This window comes from Rhizobium redzepovicii (genome assembly GCF_019793435.1).
GTDB classification, from domain to species: Bacteria; Pseudomonadota; Alphaproteobacteria; order Rhizobiales; family Rhizobiaceae; genus Rhizobium; species Rhizobium redzepovicii.
Genome location: NZ_JAILYH010000026.1, coordinates 33,488 through 49,892, shown reverse-complemented (window position 1 = coordinate 49,892; position 16,405 = coordinate 33,488). Strand labels below are relative to the sequence as shown.

Here is a 16,405-nt window from a genome sequence, read left to right as displayed (position 1 = left end):
ATGGACTCGTTGATCACAGCGGCCGCAAGGGCGCTGGCATCGGGCGATGCGCTTGGCGCGCTGAAGCGGGTGGCGCTGCGCGACGACGCGCCGGCGCTGGCGCTGCGCGGCATTGCAATGGCCCAGCTTGGTGATCTCGTCCGCGCCAAGGCGCTGTTGAAGAGTGCGGCGCGCGCCTTCGGACCGCGGGAGGCGGTGGCGCGGGCGCGATGCGTGGTCGCCGAAGCCGAGATCGCGCTGGTCTCACGCGATCTCATCTGGCCGCCGAAGGTGTTGGAATCGGCGCGCAGGGTGCTGGAAGCGCATGACGACAGGGTCAATGCCGCCCATGCGGGCAATGTGGCCATTCGCAGGCTGGTGCTGATCGGCCGCCTCGATGAGGCCGAGCGCGCGCTCGCAGCACTCGATCCGGCGCCGCTGCCGCCGGCGCTACGGACTGCCCACGAACTGGTGGCGGCGGGCATCGCCGTTCGGCGCCTGCAGACGCAGGCAGCGCGCGCCGCCCTCGACCGGGCAAGGCTTTCGGCGCGGGCTGCCGCGATCCCCGCTTTGACGGCGGAGGTCGAAACCGCCGCGCTGGTGCTCGACACCCCGGCGGCGCGGCTGATCTCGCACGGTCAAGAACGTCCGCTGTTGCTCGCCGAGGTAGAAGCGCTGCTTTCCTCCGGCACGCTCGTCGTCGATGCCTGCCGCCATGTGGTGTGGACCGCGGGCGCCGCCGTCCCGCTCGCGACGCGGCCGGTGCTGTTTGCACTTGCCCGCACGCTCGCCGAAGCCTGGCCGGGGGATGTGGCAAGGGGTACGCTGATTGCCCGCGCCTTCCGTGGCAAACATGCCGATGAATCGCATCGCGCCCGGCTGCGGGTCGAGATCGGCCGGCTGCGCGCTGAACTGCGGGGACTGGCGGAGGTTGCGGCGACAAAGCGCGGCTTTGCGCTTTCGCCGCGCGGCGCCCCGGAGATTGCCGTGCTGGCGCCAATCGTCGAAGGGGCGCATGGAGCGGTGCTCGCTTTTCTGGCCGACGGGGAGGCGTGGTCGAGTTCGGCGCTGGCGATTGCGCTTGCGGCGAGCCCCCGCACGGTGCAGCGGGCGCTGGATTCTCTCGCCGGCGAAGGCAAGGTGCAATCGCTGGGGCGCGGGCGGGCACGGCGCTGGATGAGCCCGCCGCTGCCTGGTTTCCCGACGATCTTGTTACTCCCCGGGCCGCTGCCGAGCGATTAGGATGATCGGAGTAACAGGGAAGGAAGAGATGAAAAAATCAGCTGCGAATATCCTGCGTGAATATGGGCCTTTTCCCGGCGCTGAGCGCGTCAACGGCGTCACGTTCGACGGCCAGCACGTTTGGTTTGCCTCGGGCGACAGACTGAACGCGCTCGATCCCGCAAGCGGCGAGGTGGTGCGCTCCATCGAGGTCGCGTCGCATGCGGGGACGGCTTTCGACGGAGAGTTTCTCTACCAGATCGCCGAGGACGTCATTCACAAGATCGACCCGAAGACCGGCCATATCCTTTCCACCATCCCGGCACCCGGCAATGGCGGCGATTCCGGCCTCGCCTGGGCCGAGGGCACGCTCTGGGTCGGCCAGCATCGCGGCCGCAGGATCCATCAGATCGATCCGGAAACCGGCAAAATCCTCCGCACCATCGAATCCAACCGCGTCGTCACCGGCGTGACCTGGGTCGACGGCCAGCTCTGGCACGGCACCTGGGAGGGCGACGACAGCGACGTCAGGCGCATCAATCCGGAAACCGGAGAGGTGCTCGAGCGGCTGGACATGCCCGAAGGCGCCGGCGTCTCCGGCCTCGAATCCGACGGCGGCGACTGCTTCTTCTGTGGAGGCGGCGGCAGCGGCAAGATCCGCGCCATCAGCCGGCCGAAAGGGAAATAGATGCGGCCGATGCGGCATAACTCTCCCCAAGCGATAGTTAGCGCGCCTAGAAATCGGCTCCAAAATCGTCGGCATCCAGGTCTAGTTGTCAGAATTTCGATCGGGTGAGCGATTGATTTCCTGACCTGACGATCTAGTTTGGCGGCAGTGTCGAGGCTTCGGTATCGGCCTGGACGCAAAGCTGGCGTGACCGGGGGAAGACTTTGAAATTTCTGCGCACGACGCTCGGGCCCAAGAGCAAATCCGAACTTGGGATGATCCTGCCGCACGAGCACGTCTTCGTCGACCTCAGGACACCCGACCAGCCCGGTTATGCCGACGCAGAAACCGAAGACGTTGTTCGGCTGATGGCGCCTGAAATCGAGCGCATCAAGAAGCTCGGGGTGACGGCACTGGTCGAATGCTCAACGGGCGGCGTTGGACGCCGTGCGGATATCGATCTTGCCGTGTCAATTGCGACGGATTTTCCGATCGTCGTTCCCACCGGCAATTACCGTGAACCCTGGATTCCCGAATGGGTCCGCCATGCGTCCGAGCAGGAGCTGGAGGCGTGGATGCTGCGCGAGCTGACGGAGCAGATCGACGAGATCGGGTTCCAGGCCGGCTGGATCAAGCTCAGCGCCGGTGATGACGGCATGACGGCGCTCGAGACGAAAATCCTGCGGGCAGCGGCGCGCGCCGCTGCCCAGACGGACGCCGTCATCGGCAGTCATACGATCAGGGGACGGGTCGTCATGGATCAGCTCGATGTCATCGAGGCGGAAGGCTATCGGGCCGATAGGTTCATCTCGATTCACACGCAGGAAGAAAAAGACTTCGCCTATAATCTTGCCGTTGCCGAGCGAGGTGCGTGGATCGAGTATGACCATGTCGGCCGGGCCGGGGACGACGAAGTGGCCGAGCTGGTGATCAGGGCGCTGGAGGCTGGTTGCGGCGACCGCCTGTTGTTGAGCCATGACCGGGGCTGGTACGATCCGGCGCTGCCGATGGGCGGGACACCCAAGCCCTACACCCATCTTTCCACGGTCCTGCTGCCCGAGCTAACACGGCGAGGCGTGGACGACGGGACGCTGATGCGCCTGACCCACGATAATCCGTTCGAGGCTTTCGCCCGATAGGAGCAGGCCGGGCGAAAGAACCCTGACGGCGAGCTGGGCGTCCTAAACAGTGCCCACGGCTTGTTCGAAATCCCTTTAGCCGATTTGCGCACATCTATAAAAGCCCGATCGTTAGAACGACGAAAGTGTTCGTGCCTGCCGCCAGGTTCGCGATTCACTCGACCAGAAGCCTTTTCGCTGGCCCCTAAGGATGGGTTTCTGAGCGCTGCGCCGATCCAATCGATTGCCGCGCTATTGTCCAAAAACGCTGACGATACTCCGATTTATGCCGGCCCATCCTCATCGAACAAGAGCGCCATGCCGATCGCATCGATGAACCGGCCGTCGATACGCGCGGCGCGCCGGATTATCCCCTCGCGCACGAACCCCATTTTTTCATAGAGGGCGATCGCCCGCCGATTGTCCTGGTAAACATCGAGTTCGACCCGGAGAAAGCCGGCCTCCTGGGCGGCTCTCAACGTGGTCTCGATGAGCTTTCGTCCGAGACCCTGGCTGCGATAGGCGGGAAGAATCCCCATTCCGAGCTTGCCGCGATGGGCGTGCGACGGGAAGAAATGCCGGTCGATGTCGCACCAGCCGACGACCTCGTCTTGCGCGATAGCCACGAACTGCGGATTGCCTTTTGCAATCATGCCCATCACGAAGGCGCGCGTTTCCGAAAGCGGCGTCGCCTCAAGCATTGACAGGTATTTTTTCTCCCGCGCGACGACGTCGAGCGCGCGATGAAAGCTGTCGATGTGCGCGGCAGCAATCGGTTCGATCCTGATGTCTGACGTTTCCGACGCGGCGGCGTCCATGCGCTTCTCCTTCGAATGTCGCGAATGCCTTCGGAGACAGTCGGGGTGCAGGGGAGCGCATAATTCACGGTACGTCAACCTTTGCGTGTCAATTTCTCGGCAGCGGGCGCCGTCAAAAGGTTGCAGATATTGAAGGTCAGGCTAACATCCCACATTACATTCGTCTTGGTGACACTCACCAGTGCGGCGGCTGTGTTGCTGTGCGGATTTGCGTGGCTCGCCGCCATAAAGGTCGATGATCTCTCGCTGCGCCGGCAGGCCGACTTTGTCCGGCAGGGACTGGAGGAGCAGATCGCGGCGCTTCCCCGGGAACAGGAAAGCGTTGCCAAATGGGATGACGCCTTCCTTTATGCCAAGCAGCGGAACCATGAATGGCTGCTCGACAATATCGGCCGGTGGACCAGCCAGTATTTCGGGCATGACCGGACCTATATCTTCGACGATACCAATCGCCTGATGTTTGCATTCCGCGACGGCGCGGATGCCATGCCGCCGCGGTTTGGCAGCGACGACGGCCGAGAAATGACCGCGCTTGCCGGAGAGATGCGCGCGGTTCTCGTCGAGCAGGCGGCAAAGCCCGGCGCCAAACCGCTTGGTCAGCTGGCGACGGTTCGCACGATCATGATCGGCAATCGGCCGGCGATCGCAAGCGCGCGGCCCATTCTGCCGAGCTCGGCCAGAATGCAGATCGAGGCGGGCCAGGAGTTCATCGCCGTCTCGGTCAAGTTCATCGATGGAAAAGCCGCTGAAAGCATCGCCCATTATGCGCGCCTCGAAGGCTTGCATTTCGCGCCGAAAAGCAATGACGAACGGGCCCAGGTGCCGGTCTTGTCCCATGACGGCGGCACGATCGGTTATCTCGTCTGGCCACCGATCCTGCCCGGATTCATGCTCTTTCAACAGATCGCGCCGGCTGGGCTTGGCTGCTTGGCGCTGCTGATCGCTGTCGTCTTCTGGCTCGGACGCGGTCTGCATCGGACCTCGCTGACCCTGCTGGACAGCCAGGCTGAGCTCACCCACCACCGCAACCATCTGGAAGAAATGGTGGCCGATCGAACGGCCGAGATCGAACGGCAGAGGGAGGAGCTGGACCGGCTGCTGGTGCACGAACGCCAGGTGAATGCGCTCCAGCGCCAGTTCGTCGCCATGGCGTCGCACGAGTTTCGCACGCCGCTCGCAATCATCGACGCCGCGGCTCAGCGGCTCTGCCGCTCGACCACCAATGTCAGCGGCGATTACGTCCACGAAAAAGCCGGCGTGATCCGCAGCGCGGTGGTGCGCATGGTCGATCTGATGGAGAGTATCCTCGCCAGTGGCCGGCTCGAAACCGGACAGATTACATTGAAGCGGAGCGAGGGCGATCTGAAAGCCTTGCTCGTCACCTGCTGCGACAGACAGCACCACCTCAGCCGCTCGCATCTGTTCCATCTCGATCTCGAGCCGATACCCGAGGGTTTGACATTCGACCGCAGCGCGATGGAGCAGGTCTTTACCAACCTGATTTCGAACGCCGTCAAATATTCGCCCAATGCACCTGATATCTATGTTCGCGCCCGGGTTGATGAAAAGACGCTGGAGATCGCCGTTGCCGACAGCGGCATCGGCATGGATGCGGATGATCTGCCGAAGCTGTTTCAGCCCTATTACCGCGCCCGCAGCGCGACGGGCATTGCCGGAACCGGCATCGGGCTCAACGTTGTCAAGCAGGTCGTCGAACTGCATGGCGGCACCGTCGAGGTGACGAGCAAGCTCGGCAAGGGCACAACATTTATCATTCGTCTGCCAATAGGGTCTCTATTGTCGGATCAACACGTCGCAGCTTAGGGAAAAGCTTATGGTTACAGTCCTGTGCATAGAAGATGAAGTCGAGATCCGGAACCTCCTTGTCGAGGAGTTGACCGAAGCCGGCTACAGGACGCTCGAGGCCTCAAACGGCGCCGAAGGGCTCGAAATGATCCTGTCGAAATGGCCCGACATCGTCATCAGCGATATTTCCATGCCGGTCATGGACGGGCACCAGCTTCTCGCCGAAATTCAGATCAACCACCCCGAGCTCTCCAACATCCCCTTCATCCTGCTGACAGCGCTGACCGACCGCGAAAACACGCTTGCGGGCCTTCGCGCCGGGGCGGCGGACTACCTGACGAAGCCGCTCGACTTCGACTTGCTGCTCGCCAAGCTCGAAGGCTGCGTGACGCGGCTGGAGAACGACAAGGCGGTCAATCGGTCGTTTTGAGGTATGGTTTGGGCGACGATGAAGGGCGTGCCGCGCGGCCCTGGACCGGCATCGACTAGCGCCTAACCTCTCCTCCGTTACTCCTGTGCTTGTCACAGGAATCCAAGCCACGGCGCGTCTGCGCCGTGTGACAAGCGCAGGAATGACGGAGGAGAGGTTGGTGCAAGGTGACCGCGGATGCCGCAAGCCGTTGCCCGCAGCGTCTCGGCTCAATCCCGGCCTGACGTCCCCTGGCTCCCCAACACCTCCCCCAGCACCTCGAACACGCGCGCATTGAGCATCTGCGACACATTGAACCGCATGAAATTCGTCGCCGATTGCGACAGGCTGAAGGCGTTGCCGGGGGCCAGCACGATCTTCTTTTCCAAGGCGGCGCGTGCCACATCAGCCGCATCGATGCCGTCGGGCAGGCGGCACCAAAGGAACATGCCGGCCTGGGGCTCCAGCCACGGTGTTATCCCCAAAGCCTTCAGCTTGGCAGAGACCTCGCTCATCGCCCGGGAGAGCCGTTGTCTCAGCATTTCCGTATGTTTGCGATAGCTGCCGTCGCTCAAGACGTTCAGCACCAGTTCGGCCGTCAGCCGGCCGCCGCCGAAGGAGGTGGCGATCTTGAGATCGGTCAGGCCGTCGATCCATTCCGGTTTGGCGGCGACGAAGCCGCAGCGGGCCGAGGCCGACAAAGTCTTCGAAAAGCTGCCGATGTGAATGACCCGATCGAGCCCGTCGAAGGCGGCAAGGCGAGGCGCCGGCGTATATTCGAAATCGGTGAAGATATCGTCCTCGATGATGGTGAGGTCGAACTGGTCGGCGAGTTTCAGAAGCCGGTGGGCCGTCACCGGGGAAAGCGTTGCGCCCGTCGGATTATGGATGGCGGAGTTGGTGATGTAGAGCCGCGGCCGGTGTTCGGCGACGACGTGGGCAAACAGATCGATATCGGGACCGGACGGCGTGTAGCGCACACCAACGATCTTTGCCCGATGGGCGCGCAGCAGCGCATGAAAATTGAAATAGCAGGGGTCGTCGACCAGCACCGTGTCGCCGGGTTCCAGCAGGAAGCGGCAGAGCAGATCGATTGCCTGCGTGCCGGAATCGGCGAGCATGATCTGGTCGGGGGAGGCTTCGATGCCGCGTTCGCCCATACGCCGCGAAATCAGCTGGCGCAGCGGCGGCAGGCCGAGTGGCGAGCCGTACTCGGCAAGCGCCGGCCCGTCGGCGCGGGCAAGGGTCCTCAGCCCGCGGCGCATGCCTTCCGCCGGCAGCCAAGAAGGCGGCAGCCAGCCGCAGCCGGGCTTCAGGTCGGTTTCATCTGCCTCCAGCGATTGCCGGGATATCCAGAACGGATCGACGGCGCGGTCGAGCTTCGGCCCGGTCTCGGCGAGCGCAAAGGGGGCTGCCTGGTTGGCGACGTAGAATCCCGAGCCCGGCCGCGCCAGGATCGCCCCTTCGGCGACGAGACGCTCATAGGCATCCACCACAGTCGAAGTTGACAGCTTCAATGTCGCGGCCAGACCTCGGACGGAAGGCAATCTTGCGCCGGGCGTCAGGCTGCGGCCGGCAATGCGCTGCCTGATCGTTGAGACGACCATCTCCACCCGTGTGCGTCCTTCGTTCATCCGTACTGCTTTCTGAACCATAACAGTTTCGCGAAATCGTATCAGACCGTCACTGTCCTGACCATCCATCTTGGCCGATAAGGGGACCAGCAAAGAAGGAGTGCGACGCATCATGGACCGCATGGCATCGGGATGGATCAATGGTTTCATCGGAGTGGTGATCTTCAGCGGATCGCTGCCGGCGACCCGCGTGGCGGTGATGCAGTTCGATCCGGTCTTCCTCACCGTTGCGCGCGCGGCGATCGCCGGCATTCTCGCCCTCGGCCTGTTGATCGCTTTCCGGGAGAAGCGGCCAAGCGGGCGCGACATCCTCTCTCTTGCCGTCGTCGCGCTCGGTGTCGTGGTCGGTTTCCCCCTGCTGACGGCGCTGGCGCTGCAGCACGTCACATCAGCCCATTCCATCGTCTTCATCGGCCTGCTGCCGCTCTCGACGGCAATCTTTGGCGTGATCCGCGGCGGCGAGCGGCCCAAGCCGGCCTTCTGGCTGTTCTCCGTTCTCGGCAGCGCGCTGGTGGCGGGCTTCGCATTGATGCAGGGCCTGACGGCATCACCGATCGGTGACCTTTTGATGCTGGCGGCAATCCTCGTCTGCGGCCTCGGTTATGCCGAAGGCGGCCGGCTTTCGCGCACGCTCGGCGGCTGGCAGGTGATTTCCTGGGCGCTGGTTCTGTCGCTGCCGGTGATGGCCGCCGTGGCGTTCCTCTACCGGCCGGTGAGTTTCGCGGCGATAGAAACGCCGGCGCTGATCGGCCTTGCCTATGTCTCGCTGTTCTCCATGCTGATCGGCTTCATCTTCTGGTATCGCGGCCTGTCGCAGGGCGGCATCGCCGCCGTCGGCCAGTTGCAGCTGCTGCAGCCGTTCTTCGGCCTGACGCTCGCCGCCACGCTGCTGCACGAGTCTGTGACGTGGAGCATGCTGGCTGTGACGGTTGCCGTTATTCTATGCGTCGCCGGCGCAAAGAGGTTTGCTCGGTAGGAAAGGATCCATTGACGGACGGGTCCGTCGCCGCGCTTTTTCACCAAGCCTCCTCACGCCTCTTCAATGTTGAAGCCATAGGCTCGCTCGACGAGCCCAACGCGAATCTCATAGCGGCTGTACCAATCTGAGCGTCCACGATTTTGCGCCTCGATATGGTCGACGACTGATTTCCAGGCTCGAATGCTGTCCTCGTCCTTCCAATAGGAGATGAGTATACCAAAACCGTCTGCGCCGCGGACGCTTTCGAAGCCGAGATATCCGGGTTGCAGTTTTGCAAGTTCCGTCATCGCATACCCCATCTCGCCATAACCATCGTCGACTTTGGTTCGCTGAGAGGAAAAACTGACCATGTAATAGGGCGGCTCAGGTAAAGCGGCGATGGGCATTTGGGCTCCTCCGTTTGGCGTAGTGCAGGACCATACGATTGCCGCAGAGCCTGCACAACTCCGCCTCTTACTGCGGCGAGAATGCCACCCTCAGGCGATACGTACGCCATCGGCATCGGCGCGGTGGGGCCGGTCGGCGTCACAAAGCCGCCGTTCAATCGTCAGCAAATGGCCCCGTTACCGCCGCACCGTGCCCTCTTAGGGGCTCCATGTTCGCGACCTCGCCGGCCATTCAGCGGCTGGCGATCGACCGAGGCGGCTTGCTGCCAATCAAATCATGCACGTGAAAAGGAACGAATATGATCACTCGTTACACATCCCTGGCAATGATGACCGCGGCTGTCTTCAGCCTGCTTGCTTTCAGCCCGGCATCCGCTGCGGAGATGGCCCAGGCGCAAGCCCAGCCGCCGGCACAGGGCCAGGCGCCGATGCAGGGCCAGAGCGGCGGTACGGCGGCGCCCGCGGCCGTCAGCGATCAGAAGCTCGAGGCCTTTGCCGTTGCCTATCTGCAGGTCGACAAAGTCAGGCAGGAATATTCGGCCAAGATCGGCGCGACGAAGGACGAGGCCGGCAAGCAAAAGCTGCAGGCAGAAGCCAAGAAACAGATGGTCGATACCGTCGAAGCCTCCAAAGATATCTCCGTCGAGGAATATTCCTCGATCCTGACGGCCGCCCAGAGCGATCCGGCGCTGGCCAAGAAGGTTCTGGAAAAGATCGGCACCCCGCCGCCGGCGCAGCCGCAGCAATAGCCTCACTCAAACGCAGGGGCGGGCCAAGAGTCCGGGCGGCGAGCGCTTCCGGCGCCCGCCGCATTCCTGACGCAGGCTCACTTGGCAGGCACGACCAGCGGCTCTCCCTTGTGCACGATATAGGTCGCCAGCTCCGATGCCTTGCCGCTGCCGACGTTCTTGGCCGAGTGCACCACGCCGGAGGGAATGAACAGGGACTGGCCGGCCTTGAGCGTCACTGGCTCCCGGCCTTCGAGCCGGTATTCCAGCGTGCCATCGACAACGAAGGCGATCTCTTCGCCGGGATGAGAATGATTGGGGGCGAGAACGCCGGGGGCGAAATCGACGCGTACCTGAACGGCCTCATGGCCGGGCACGTCGATGTCGCTCCGGACGAGATCGGTGCGCTGCAGCGGCTGGTCCGCATGCGCTGTCGTGGCAGCGCCGAGAACAAGGCCGAGGGCCATAGCCTGGATCGTTTTCATCGTGTCATCCTTCCTGAATTGACCTTTCCGGCTCATCGGCCGCAATCGCATTTCAGCCAATGATTGAACCTGGGATGTGTCGGGAATCCTGCCTTTTTGTAAGCGAGTGTATCTAGGCCGCGGTGGCTGCTCGGGTTGGGTGTATCCTCTGTCGTGCCGTGCAAGCCCGCCTTGCACGGAATGAGTTATCCGGCAAATCCGGCCTATCTCGCGCGTCTCAAGCCGCCGACGTCGAGCCTCTGACATTCCCCAGAGTCGCAATATCCGTCACCCCGCCCGACGATTCGAAGTCGAAGATCTTCTGGGTGACCAGGGCGGCAGCACCCCGGGCCCAGGAATTGTCTTCCCAGTCGGGCAAAAGCGGCGGGGCGGTGCGGAAGGTTCGGGCGGCGAGGGCTTCGCGCAGTGGTGTCAGGAAGGGATCGCCGAGGGAGACGGCTTCGCCGCCGGCGACGATGACTTCGGGGTCGGTGATGTTGACGAGATTGGCAAGGGCGGTGCCGATGCCGCGGCCGGAATCGGCGACGAGGGCGAGGGCGGTGGCGTCGCCTGATAACAGTGCCTCGCAGAGTTGAGGCAAGCCCAGTTCCTCGCCGCGGCCGGTTGCTTCCCGCCAGCGGCGCAGCATCGACAGTTCCGAGTGATAGGCCATCAGACAGCCGCGTTTGCCGCATTCGCAGAGCCGGCCGCCTTCCTCGAAGAGCGTGTGGCCGAACTTGCCGGCGGCACCATTGGCGCCGCGATAGAGCTTGCCGTCAATGACGAGTGCGCAGCTGATGCCGACGCCGACGGCGAGCACCGCCATGTTGCGGTGCTGGCGGCCAAGCCCGAAGAGCTGCTGGGCGATGGCATAGGCGTTGGTGTCGTCCTCCAGCCAGACCGGCACGTGGACGCGGGCCGCGACCAGCGCGGCCAGCGGAACGTTGTTCCAGCCGAAGCGGTAGCTGCGCACGCAGGCCGTCTGCTCGTGGTTGATGACGCCGGGCATGGAAATGCCGATGCCGGCAAGCCTGGCGTCGGGCCGGCCGGCGAGCTTGACCAGTTCCGGGACGGTCGCCGCCAGCAGGTCGGCGACTTTATCGGGGTCGTGGCCGGCAAGGCTGACCCGCATGGCGGCGACCGGGTTGGTAGCGAGGTCCGTCGCCACGCACTCGACCGAATCCACCATCAGCTTGAAGCCGACGGCAAGCGCGTGTTCGTAGTTGATATCGACCGGGATCGGCCGGCGGCCGGTAAGGCCGGGCACGGTCTTGCCTTCGAGGACGATGCCTTCCTCCAGCAGGTCGGTGACGACGAAGGTGACGGCGGCCGGGCTCAAGCCGATGACGGCGGCGATGTCGGCGCGGCTCCTCGGCCCTTCGCGCCGGAGAAGGTTGAGAATGAGGCGTCGGTTCATGGCTCTCGCCGTGGTCTGGTCGCCTTTTAACTTCACGATGCATTCCTTAATTTTGTAAATTAATTATTGCGGGCCGAAAAGATCTATGCATAAGTTCGCCCGCCGATCAACTCAGCCAAGCGGATTATCGCTGGAATTGCGGGTGGATCGCGGTGTTGAAGCCTGGTCGGACCGTTTCATGGAGGAGGCGGCGGTCGGGAGATGTCGATCGATCAACTGGGAGGAATTCAATGACATTTTTGAAGCAATTTCCGTCAACCACCCGCAGGCGCTTCCTGAAGGGCGCGGGCCTGGTGTCCGCCGCGGCTGTCACCGGCGGCTTCCCGATCCCGGCGATCGCCCAGGCGCAGGAGGTCACGATGATCTCCGCCGAAAACAATGGCGAAGCGCTCGGCGCGCTGAAGGCGATCGCCGCGGGCTTCAGCAAGGAAGCCGGCGTCAATGTCGTCATCAACAATATGGATCACGAGGCCCACAAGACGGCGATCCGCAACTATCTCGTCGCCGGCGCGCCGGATGTCTGCTCCTGGTTTTCCGGCAACCGCATGCGCGCCTTCGTCAAGCGCGGCCTGTTCGACGATATTTCCGATCTCTTCGAGAAGGAAAAGTACAAGGATGTGTTGGGGGCGACGGCCGGCGCCGTCACCGAAGACGGCAAGCAGTACGGCCTTCCCACCGGCGGCACGCTCTGGGGTATGTTCTACCGCAAGGACGTGTTCGAAGAGCATGGATTGACCGTGCCGAAAACGGCCGAGGACTTCATGGCCTATGGCGACAAGTGCAAGGCGGCCGGCATCACCCCAGTTGCGATCGGCACCAAGGAATTGTGGCCGGCGGCCGGCTGGTTCGACCAGATGAACCTGCGCATCAACGGTCTCGACAAGCACATGGCGCTGATGAATGGCGAAATGAGCTATCTTGATCCGTCGCTAACCGCTGTCTTCGACCAGTGGGAAGCGATGATTGCGAAGGGTTTCTTCACCCCGAACCATACCTCGTTCGGCTGGCAGGAGGCGGCAGCCCTTCTGGCGCAGAAGAAGGCGGGCATGATGAACCTCGGCGCCTTCCTGCGCTCGGCCTTCACCGCCGAGGATCTGCCGCAGCTCGGCTACGCGACCTTCCCGGTGCTCGACGCCAAGGTCGGCCATTTCGAGGAGTTCTCGGTCAATTCGATCCATATTCCCGCCAAGGCTAAGAATAAGCAGGGCGCCCGCGACTTCCTCGCCTATTTCTACAGACCGGAGAACCTGGCGGCCTATCTGGAGCCCGGCGGCAACGTGCCACCGCGCAACGACCTGCCTCAGAGCAAGGATCCGCTCGTCAATATCGCTGTGGAGACGATGAAGACGGTGCAGGGCACCTCGCAATATTACGACCGAGACAGCGACCCCGACATGGCCCAGGCCGGCCTCGTCGGCTTCCAGGAGTTCATGGCCAAGCCCGACCGGCGCAAGGCGATCCTCACGCGCCTCGAGGGCACGCGCAAGCGGATCTATAAGATCTGAGCTTGCAACCGGTTTGGTGACGGACTGCGCTCTTACTCAACGTCATTCCTCGGCCTCGTGCCGAGGATCTGCTGCCCTATCGATCGGTTGCAGGTGCTCGGGACAACCCGAGCCTGACGAAGGGGGAGTTGGCAGGCTTTGCCAGCAAACCGAGGGCGTCGCTCTACTCCCGGCGACGCCCGCCTCAACTCGACGTCATCCTCGGCCTTGTGCCGAGGATCTGCTGCGCACCGACCTGTGCAGATGCGCGGGACAAGCCCGAGCATGACGAAAGAGGGGTTGGCGGGCTTTGCCGGCGGCTCGAGCGGAAAGACCTCGCACCTTTAACATGAGGCTCCTGACATGCAGACATTATGGCGCCGCCAGCGTTGGTGGCTTACCCCGACTTTGCTCATCGCACCAGCGATCGTGCTGTTTTCGACCGTCATCCTGCTGTCGGCCGTCCGCAGCGTCTGGATCAGTTTGCACGACTGGGACGGCTTCGGCCCGATGGTGTGGATCGGCTTCGGCAATTACGTCGAGCTCTACAACGATCCGCAATTCTACGTGTCGCTGAAGAACAATCTGATCTGGCTCGTCATGTTCATGGCCGCCCCGCCGATCGGGCTTGCCATCGCGCTGCTGGTCAACCAGAAAATCCGCGGCATGCGCTTCCTGAAGTCGCTGTTCTTCATTCCGCTGGTGCTCGCCTCGGTGACCGTCGGCGTCGTCTTCACCTGGGTCTATACGCCGGAGTTCGGCCTTCTCGCGCTGATCTTCCGGGCCTTCGGGGCGGTCGCGCCGGCGGTTCTGTCCGACGAGCATTTCGTCACCTTCGCCATTGTCATCGCCGCTCTCTGGCCGCAGGTCACCTTCTGCATGGTGCTCTATCTCGCCGGTCTCAACAATTTGAGCGAAGAGCTGATCGGCGCCGGCCGCGTGGACGGGGCGAGGGGCTGGAACATGCTGCGCCACATCGTGCTGCCGCAGCTGACCCAGGTCACTTTCATCGCCATTGCCGTCACCGTCGTCGGCGCCCTGCGCTCCTTCGACATGGTGTCGGTGATGACCTCAGGCGGGCCGTTCGGCTCGTCCTCGGTGCTTGCCTACCAGATGTACGAGCAGTCGATCTTTTCCTACCGCTTCGGCTACGGCGCGGCGATCGCCTCCGTGCTCTTCGTGATCATGGCCGTCTTCATCGCCTGGTATCTCAGTCACATCATCCGCAGCGAAGAGAGGGGAGGCTGATGTATCCTCGTCCCATTCCGGAAGCCGCCGTCTGGCAGCGCCGCCTCTATGTGCTTGCCGTCGTCATCGTGCTGCTGCTCTGGCTCTGCCCGCTGTTTGCAATCATCCTCACCTCGTTCCGCTCGACCGAGGATGTCATGGGCGGCAATCTGTGGGGATGGCCGACCGGCATCGGTGTCATCGATAATTACACCGCCGTCTTCACCCAGACGCCGATGGCGCGCTACTTCCTCAACAGCCTGATCATCACCATTCCCTCGGTGATCGGCGTGCTGGCGCTCTCGACGCTCGCCGGCTACGTGCTATCGCGCTACCGCTTTCCCGGCAATATGTTGATCTTCGCGCTGTTCGTCGGCGGCAATTTCCTGCCGCATCAGATCATGATGATCCCGGTGCGCGACCTGATGGTCCGCCTCGACCTGATCGACACCACGGCGGCGCTGATCATCTTCCATGTCGCCTTCCAGACCGGGTTCGCGACGCTGTTCATGCGCAATTTCATCGCCGCCCTGCCGGACGAACTCTTTCAGGCGGCCCGCGCCGAAGGGGCGTCGCCCTTCCAGACGCTCATCCATGTGGCGATCCCGCTGGTGCGGCCGGCACTGGCGGCGCTTGCCATCCTGATCTTCACCTTCATCTGGAACGACTATTTCTGGGCGGTGGTGCTGACCGTCAGCGACAGCGTCAAGCCGGTCACCGCAGGCCTTGCCAATCTGCGCGGCGAATGGGTCTCGGCCTGGAACCTGATTTCCGCGGGCACCATCGTCGTCGCCGTGCCGCCGGTGGTGATGTTCTTCCTAATGCAGCGCCACTTCATCGCCGGCCTGACCATGGGGGCGGTGAAGGGATGAGCGTGCGTTTTCCATTTCAACAAGAGAGGGCCAGGACATGACCAGTCTCGAACTCCGTGAGATCAACAAGAATTACGGCAGCTATCATGCGCTGCGCGGCATCGATCTTTCCGTGGCGCAAGGCGAGTTCATCGTCATGGTCGGGCCGTCGGGCTGCGGCAAGTCCACGCTTTTGAAATCGATCGCCGGCCTGGAGGAGATTTCCTCCGGCCAGATCCTGATCAATGGCCGCGACGTCAGCAAGCAGGAACCGGGTGATCGCGGCATCGCCATGGTCTTCCAGTCCTATGCGCTCTATCCGCATATGACGGTGGCGGAGAATATGGGCTTCGGCCTGCGCATGGCCAAGCGCCCGAAGGCCGAGATCGACGTGGCCGTTGCACGCGCCGCCAAGATCTTGAGGATTACCGATCAGCTCGACAAGCGCCCGAAGCAGCTTTCCGGTGGCCAGCGGCAGCGTGTGGCGATCGGCCGGGCGATCACCCGCTCGCCCGAGGTCTTCCTGTTCGACGAGCCGCTGTCGAACCTCGATGCGGCGCTCCGCACCCAGATGCGCGTCGAATTGAGCAGCCTGCATGCCGAACTCGGCGCCACCATGGTCTACGTCACCCACGACCAGGTGGAGGCGATGACCATGGCAAGCCGCATCGTCGTGCTGAACCAGGGGATCATCGAGCAGGTCGGCTCGCCGTTGGAGCTTTACCGCAACCCCGACAATCTTTTTGTCGCCGGCTTCCTCGGCGCGCCGCGCATGAATTTCCTCGGCGTCACCGTCGACGACGTGTCGGGCCGCAATATCACCGTTTCGGCACCCGGCCTCGTGCCGGTGACAGTGGAGCTGGCGCAGCCGTCGGCGCTTGGAAAAGGCGCCAGCCTGACGCTCGGCGTTCGTCCGGAGACGATATCGATCGTCACCGATGCCAGCCAGGGCGGGGCGATCGAAGGCGATGTCCGGCTGGTCGAGCATCTCGGCCGCGAAACCATTCTCTATGTCGACGCCGGCAATATGCGAACCATCGCCTCGGAGAGCGGCACCGGCCACATCACCGTGCAGCTCAGCTACGTCGCGCCCTTCGCCGCTGAGCAGAAGGTGGCGCTGAAGCTCGATGCCAGCGAGCTCTATCTCTTTTCATCCGAAGGCGGCCGCGCGATCAGCGCCCGCAAGACCATTCTCGACAGATAAGGAAAGACCCACC

At 63.1% G+C, this 16,405-nt stretch carries 16 protein-coding genes; 11 read left to right on the top strand and 5 right to left on the bottom strand.

Annotated elements, in window-relative coordinates:
• From K6N12_RS30525 to K6N12_RS30515, 3 genes are all read left to right on the top strand, one after another.
• On the top strand, positions 1 to 1,221 hold the full coding sequence (locus K6N12_RS30525) for a helix-turn-helix domain-containing protein (protein WP_097626024.1): 1,221 nt from the start codon (positions 1 to 3) through the stop codon (positions 1,219 to 1,221).
• 28 nt (positions 1,222 to 1,249) lie between these two features.
• Positions 1,250 to 1,888, top strand: a complete 639-nt coding sequence (locus K6N12_RS30520) for a Vgb family protein (RefSeq protein WP_097626023.1) — start codon at positions 1,250 to 1,252, stop codon at positions 1,886 to 1,888.
• Between the two features lie 203 nt (positions 1,889 to 2,091).
• Positions 2,092 to 3,006 carry a phosphotriesterase family protein gene (locus tag K6N12_RS30515; protein ID WP_097626022.1) on the top strand — a complete coding sequence of 305 codons (915 nt, stop codon included), beginning with the start codon at positions 2,092 to 2,094 and terminating at the stop codon, positions 3,004 to 3,006.
• Positions 3,007 to 3,269: 263 nt separating this feature from the next.
• On the opposite strand, the gene K6N12_RS30510 is transcribed toward K6N12_RS30515, so the two are convergent.
• A complete protein-coding gene (locus tag K6N12_RS30510; RefSeq protein ID WP_097626021.1) occupies positions 3,270 to 3,803 on the bottom strand; it encodes a GNAT family N-acetyltransferase in 534 nt (177 codons plus the stop codon).
• Positions 3,804 to 3,884: 81 nt separating this feature from the next.
• On the opposite strand from K6N12_RS30510, the gene K6N12_RS30505 reads away from it, so the two are divergent.
• Both K6N12_RS30505 and K6N12_RS30500 read left to right on the top strand, forming a co-directional pair.
• Positions 3,885 to 5,627, top strand: coding sequence for a sensor histidine kinase (locus K6N12_RS30505; protein WP_165503933.1), 1,743 nt, complete (start codon positions 3,885 to 3,887; stop codon positions 5,625 to 5,627).
• Between the two features lie 10 nt (positions 5,628 to 5,637).
• The gene (locus K6N12_RS30500; RefSeq protein WP_003593640.1) at positions 5,638 to 6,039 is read left to right on the top strand and encodes a response regulator; all 402 of its coding nucleotides are present in this window, start codon (positions 5,638 to 5,640) and stop codon (positions 6,037 to 6,039) included.
• 209 nt (positions 6,040 to 6,248) lie between these two features.
• On the opposite strand, the gene K6N12_RS30495 is transcribed toward K6N12_RS30500, so the two are convergent.
• The gene (locus K6N12_RS30495) at positions 6,249 to 7,673 is read right to left on the bottom strand and encodes an aminotransferase-like domain-containing protein (RefSeq protein ID WP_097626020.1); all 1,425 of its coding nucleotides are present in this window, start codon (positions 7,671 to 7,673) and stop codon (positions 6,249 to 6,251) included.
• Positions 7,674 to 7,764: 91 nt separating this feature from the next.
• Here K6N12_RS30495 and K6N12_RS30490 point away from each other — a divergent pair, with 91 nt between their 5' ends.
• Complete coding sequence (locus tag K6N12_RS30490) at positions 7,765 to 8,628, top strand: DMT family transporter (protein WP_097626019.1); 864 nt, start codon at positions 7,765 to 7,767, stop codon at positions 8,626 to 8,628.
• Between the two features lie 53 nt (positions 8,629 to 8,681).
• On the opposite strand, the gene K6N12_RS30485 is transcribed toward K6N12_RS30490, so the two are convergent.
• Positions 8,682 to 9,017: an antibiotic biosynthesis monooxygenase family protein gene (locus K6N12_RS30485; protein ID WP_097626018.1), complete on the bottom strand. Its 336-nt coding sequence runs from the start codon at positions 9,015 to 9,017 to the stop codon at positions 8,682 to 8,684.
• Between the two features lie 299 nt (positions 9,018 to 9,316).
• On the opposite strand from K6N12_RS30485, the gene K6N12_RS30480 reads away from it, so the two are divergent.
• Positions 9,317 to 9,766, top strand: coding sequence for a DUF4168 domain-containing protein (locus K6N12_RS30480; protein ID WP_003593648.1), 450 nt, complete (start codon positions 9,317 to 9,319; stop codon positions 9,764 to 9,766).
• A 77-nt stretch (positions 9,767 to 9,843) separates the two neighbouring features.
• Here the strand turns inward: K6N12_RS30480 and K6N12_RS30475 are convergent, their stop codons facing one another.
• Positions 9,844 to 10,230 (bottom strand): cupin domain-containing protein, encoded by a 387-nt coding sequence (locus K6N12_RS30475; protein ID WP_097626017.1) that lies wholly within the window; start codon positions 10,228 to 10,230, stop codon positions 9,844 to 9,846.
• Between the two features lie 217 nt (positions 10,231 to 10,447).
• A complete protein-coding gene (locus K6N12_RS30470) occupies positions 10,448 to 11,662 on the bottom strand; it encodes an ROK family protein (protein ID WP_097626016.1) in 1,215 nt (404 codons plus the stop codon).
• Positions 11,663 to 11,856: 194 nt separating this feature from the next.
• Between K6N12_RS30470 and K6N12_RS30465 the strand changes: the two genes are divergently transcribed.
• The 4 genes from K6N12_RS30465 to K6N12_RS30450 all read left to right on the top strand — a co-directional run bounded on the left by K6N12_RS30465 (position 11,857) and on the right by K6N12_RS30450 (position 16,392).
• Positions 11,857 to 13,131, top strand: a complete 1,275-nt coding sequence (locus K6N12_RS30465) for an ABC transporter substrate-binding protein (protein ID WP_097626015.1) — start codon at positions 11,857 to 11,859, stop codon at positions 13,129 to 13,131.
• 342 nt (positions 13,132 to 13,473) lie between these two features.
• Positions 13,474 to 14,358: a carbohydrate ABC transporter permease gene (locus K6N12_RS30460; RefSeq protein ID WP_097626014.1), complete on the top strand. Its 885-nt coding sequence runs from the start codon at positions 13,474 to 13,476 to the stop codon at positions 14,356 to 14,358.
• On the top strand, positions 14,358 to 15,209 hold the full coding sequence (locus K6N12_RS30455; RefSeq protein WP_097626013.1) for a carbohydrate ABC transporter permease: 852 nt from the start codon (positions 14,358 to 14,360) through the stop codon (positions 15,207 to 15,209). Before K6N12_RS30460 ends, K6N12_RS30455 begins: the two co-directional genes overlap by 1 nt.
• A gap of 37 nt (positions 15,210 to 15,246) precedes the next feature.
• Positions 15,247 to 16,392, top strand: coding sequence for an ABC transporter ATP-binding protein (locus K6N12_RS30450; RefSeq protein WP_097626012.1), 1,146 nt, complete (start codon positions 15,247 to 15,249; stop codon positions 16,390 to 16,392).
• Positions 16,393 to 16,405 lie beyond the last annotated feature (13 nt).

What these genes read in the sequence shown, in the direction of transcription:
- K6N12_RS30465 (WP_097626015.1), top strand. Translation starts at nt 11,857, where the DNA reads ATGACATTTTTGAAGCAATTTCCGTCAACCACCCGCAGGCGCTTCCTG.
- K6N12_RS30485 (WP_097626018.1), bottom strand. Translation starts at nt 9,017, where the DNA reads ATGCCCATCGCCGCTTTACCTGAGCCGCCCTATTACATGGTCAGTTTT.
- K6N12_RS30450 (WP_097626012.1), top strand. Translation starts at nt 15,247, where the DNA reads ATGACCAGTCTCGAACTCCGTGAGATCAACAAGAATTACGGCAGCTAT.
- K6N12_RS30525 (WP_097626024.1), top strand. Translation starts at nt 1, where the DNA reads ATGGACTCGTTGATCACAGCGGCCGCAAGGGCGCTGGCATCGGGCGAT.
- K6N12_RS30475 (WP_097626017.1), bottom strand. Translation starts at nt 10,230, where the DNA reads ATGAAAACGATCCAGGCTATGGCCCTCGGCCTTGTTCTCGGCGCTGCC.
- K6N12_RS30490 (WP_097626019.1), top strand. Translation starts at nt 7,765, where the DNA reads ATGGACCGCATGGCATCGGGATGGATCAATGGTTTCATCGGAGTGGTG.
- K6N12_RS30460 (WP_097626014.1), top strand. Translation starts at nt 13,474, where the DNA reads ATGCAGACATTATGGCGCCGCCAGCGTTGGTGGCTTACCCCGACTTTG.
- K6N12_RS30510 (WP_097626021.1), bottom strand. Translation starts at nt 3,803, where the DNA reads ATGGACGCCGCCGCGTCGGAAACGTCAGACATCAGGATCGAACCGATT.
- K6N12_RS30520 (WP_097626023.1), top strand. Translation starts at nt 1,250, where the DNA reads ATGAAAAAATCAGCTGCGAATATCCTGCGTGAATATGGGCCTTTTCCC.
- K6N12_RS30495 (WP_097626020.1), bottom strand. Translation starts at nt 7,673, where the DNA reads ATGGTTCAGAAAGCAGTACGGATGAACGAAGGACGCACACGGGTGGAG.
- K6N12_RS30455 (WP_097626013.1), top strand. Translation starts at nt 14,358, where the DNA reads ATGTATCCTCGTCCCATTCCGGAAGCCGCCGTCTGGCAGCGCCGCCTC.
- K6N12_RS30500 (WP_003593640.1), top strand. Translation starts at nt 5,638, where the DNA reads ATGGTTACAGTCCTGTGCATAGAAGATGAAGTCGAGATCCGGAACCTC.
- K6N12_RS30480 (WP_003593648.1), top strand. Translation starts at nt 9,317, where the DNA reads ATGATCACTCGTTACACATCCCTGGCAATGATGACCGCGGCTGTCTTC.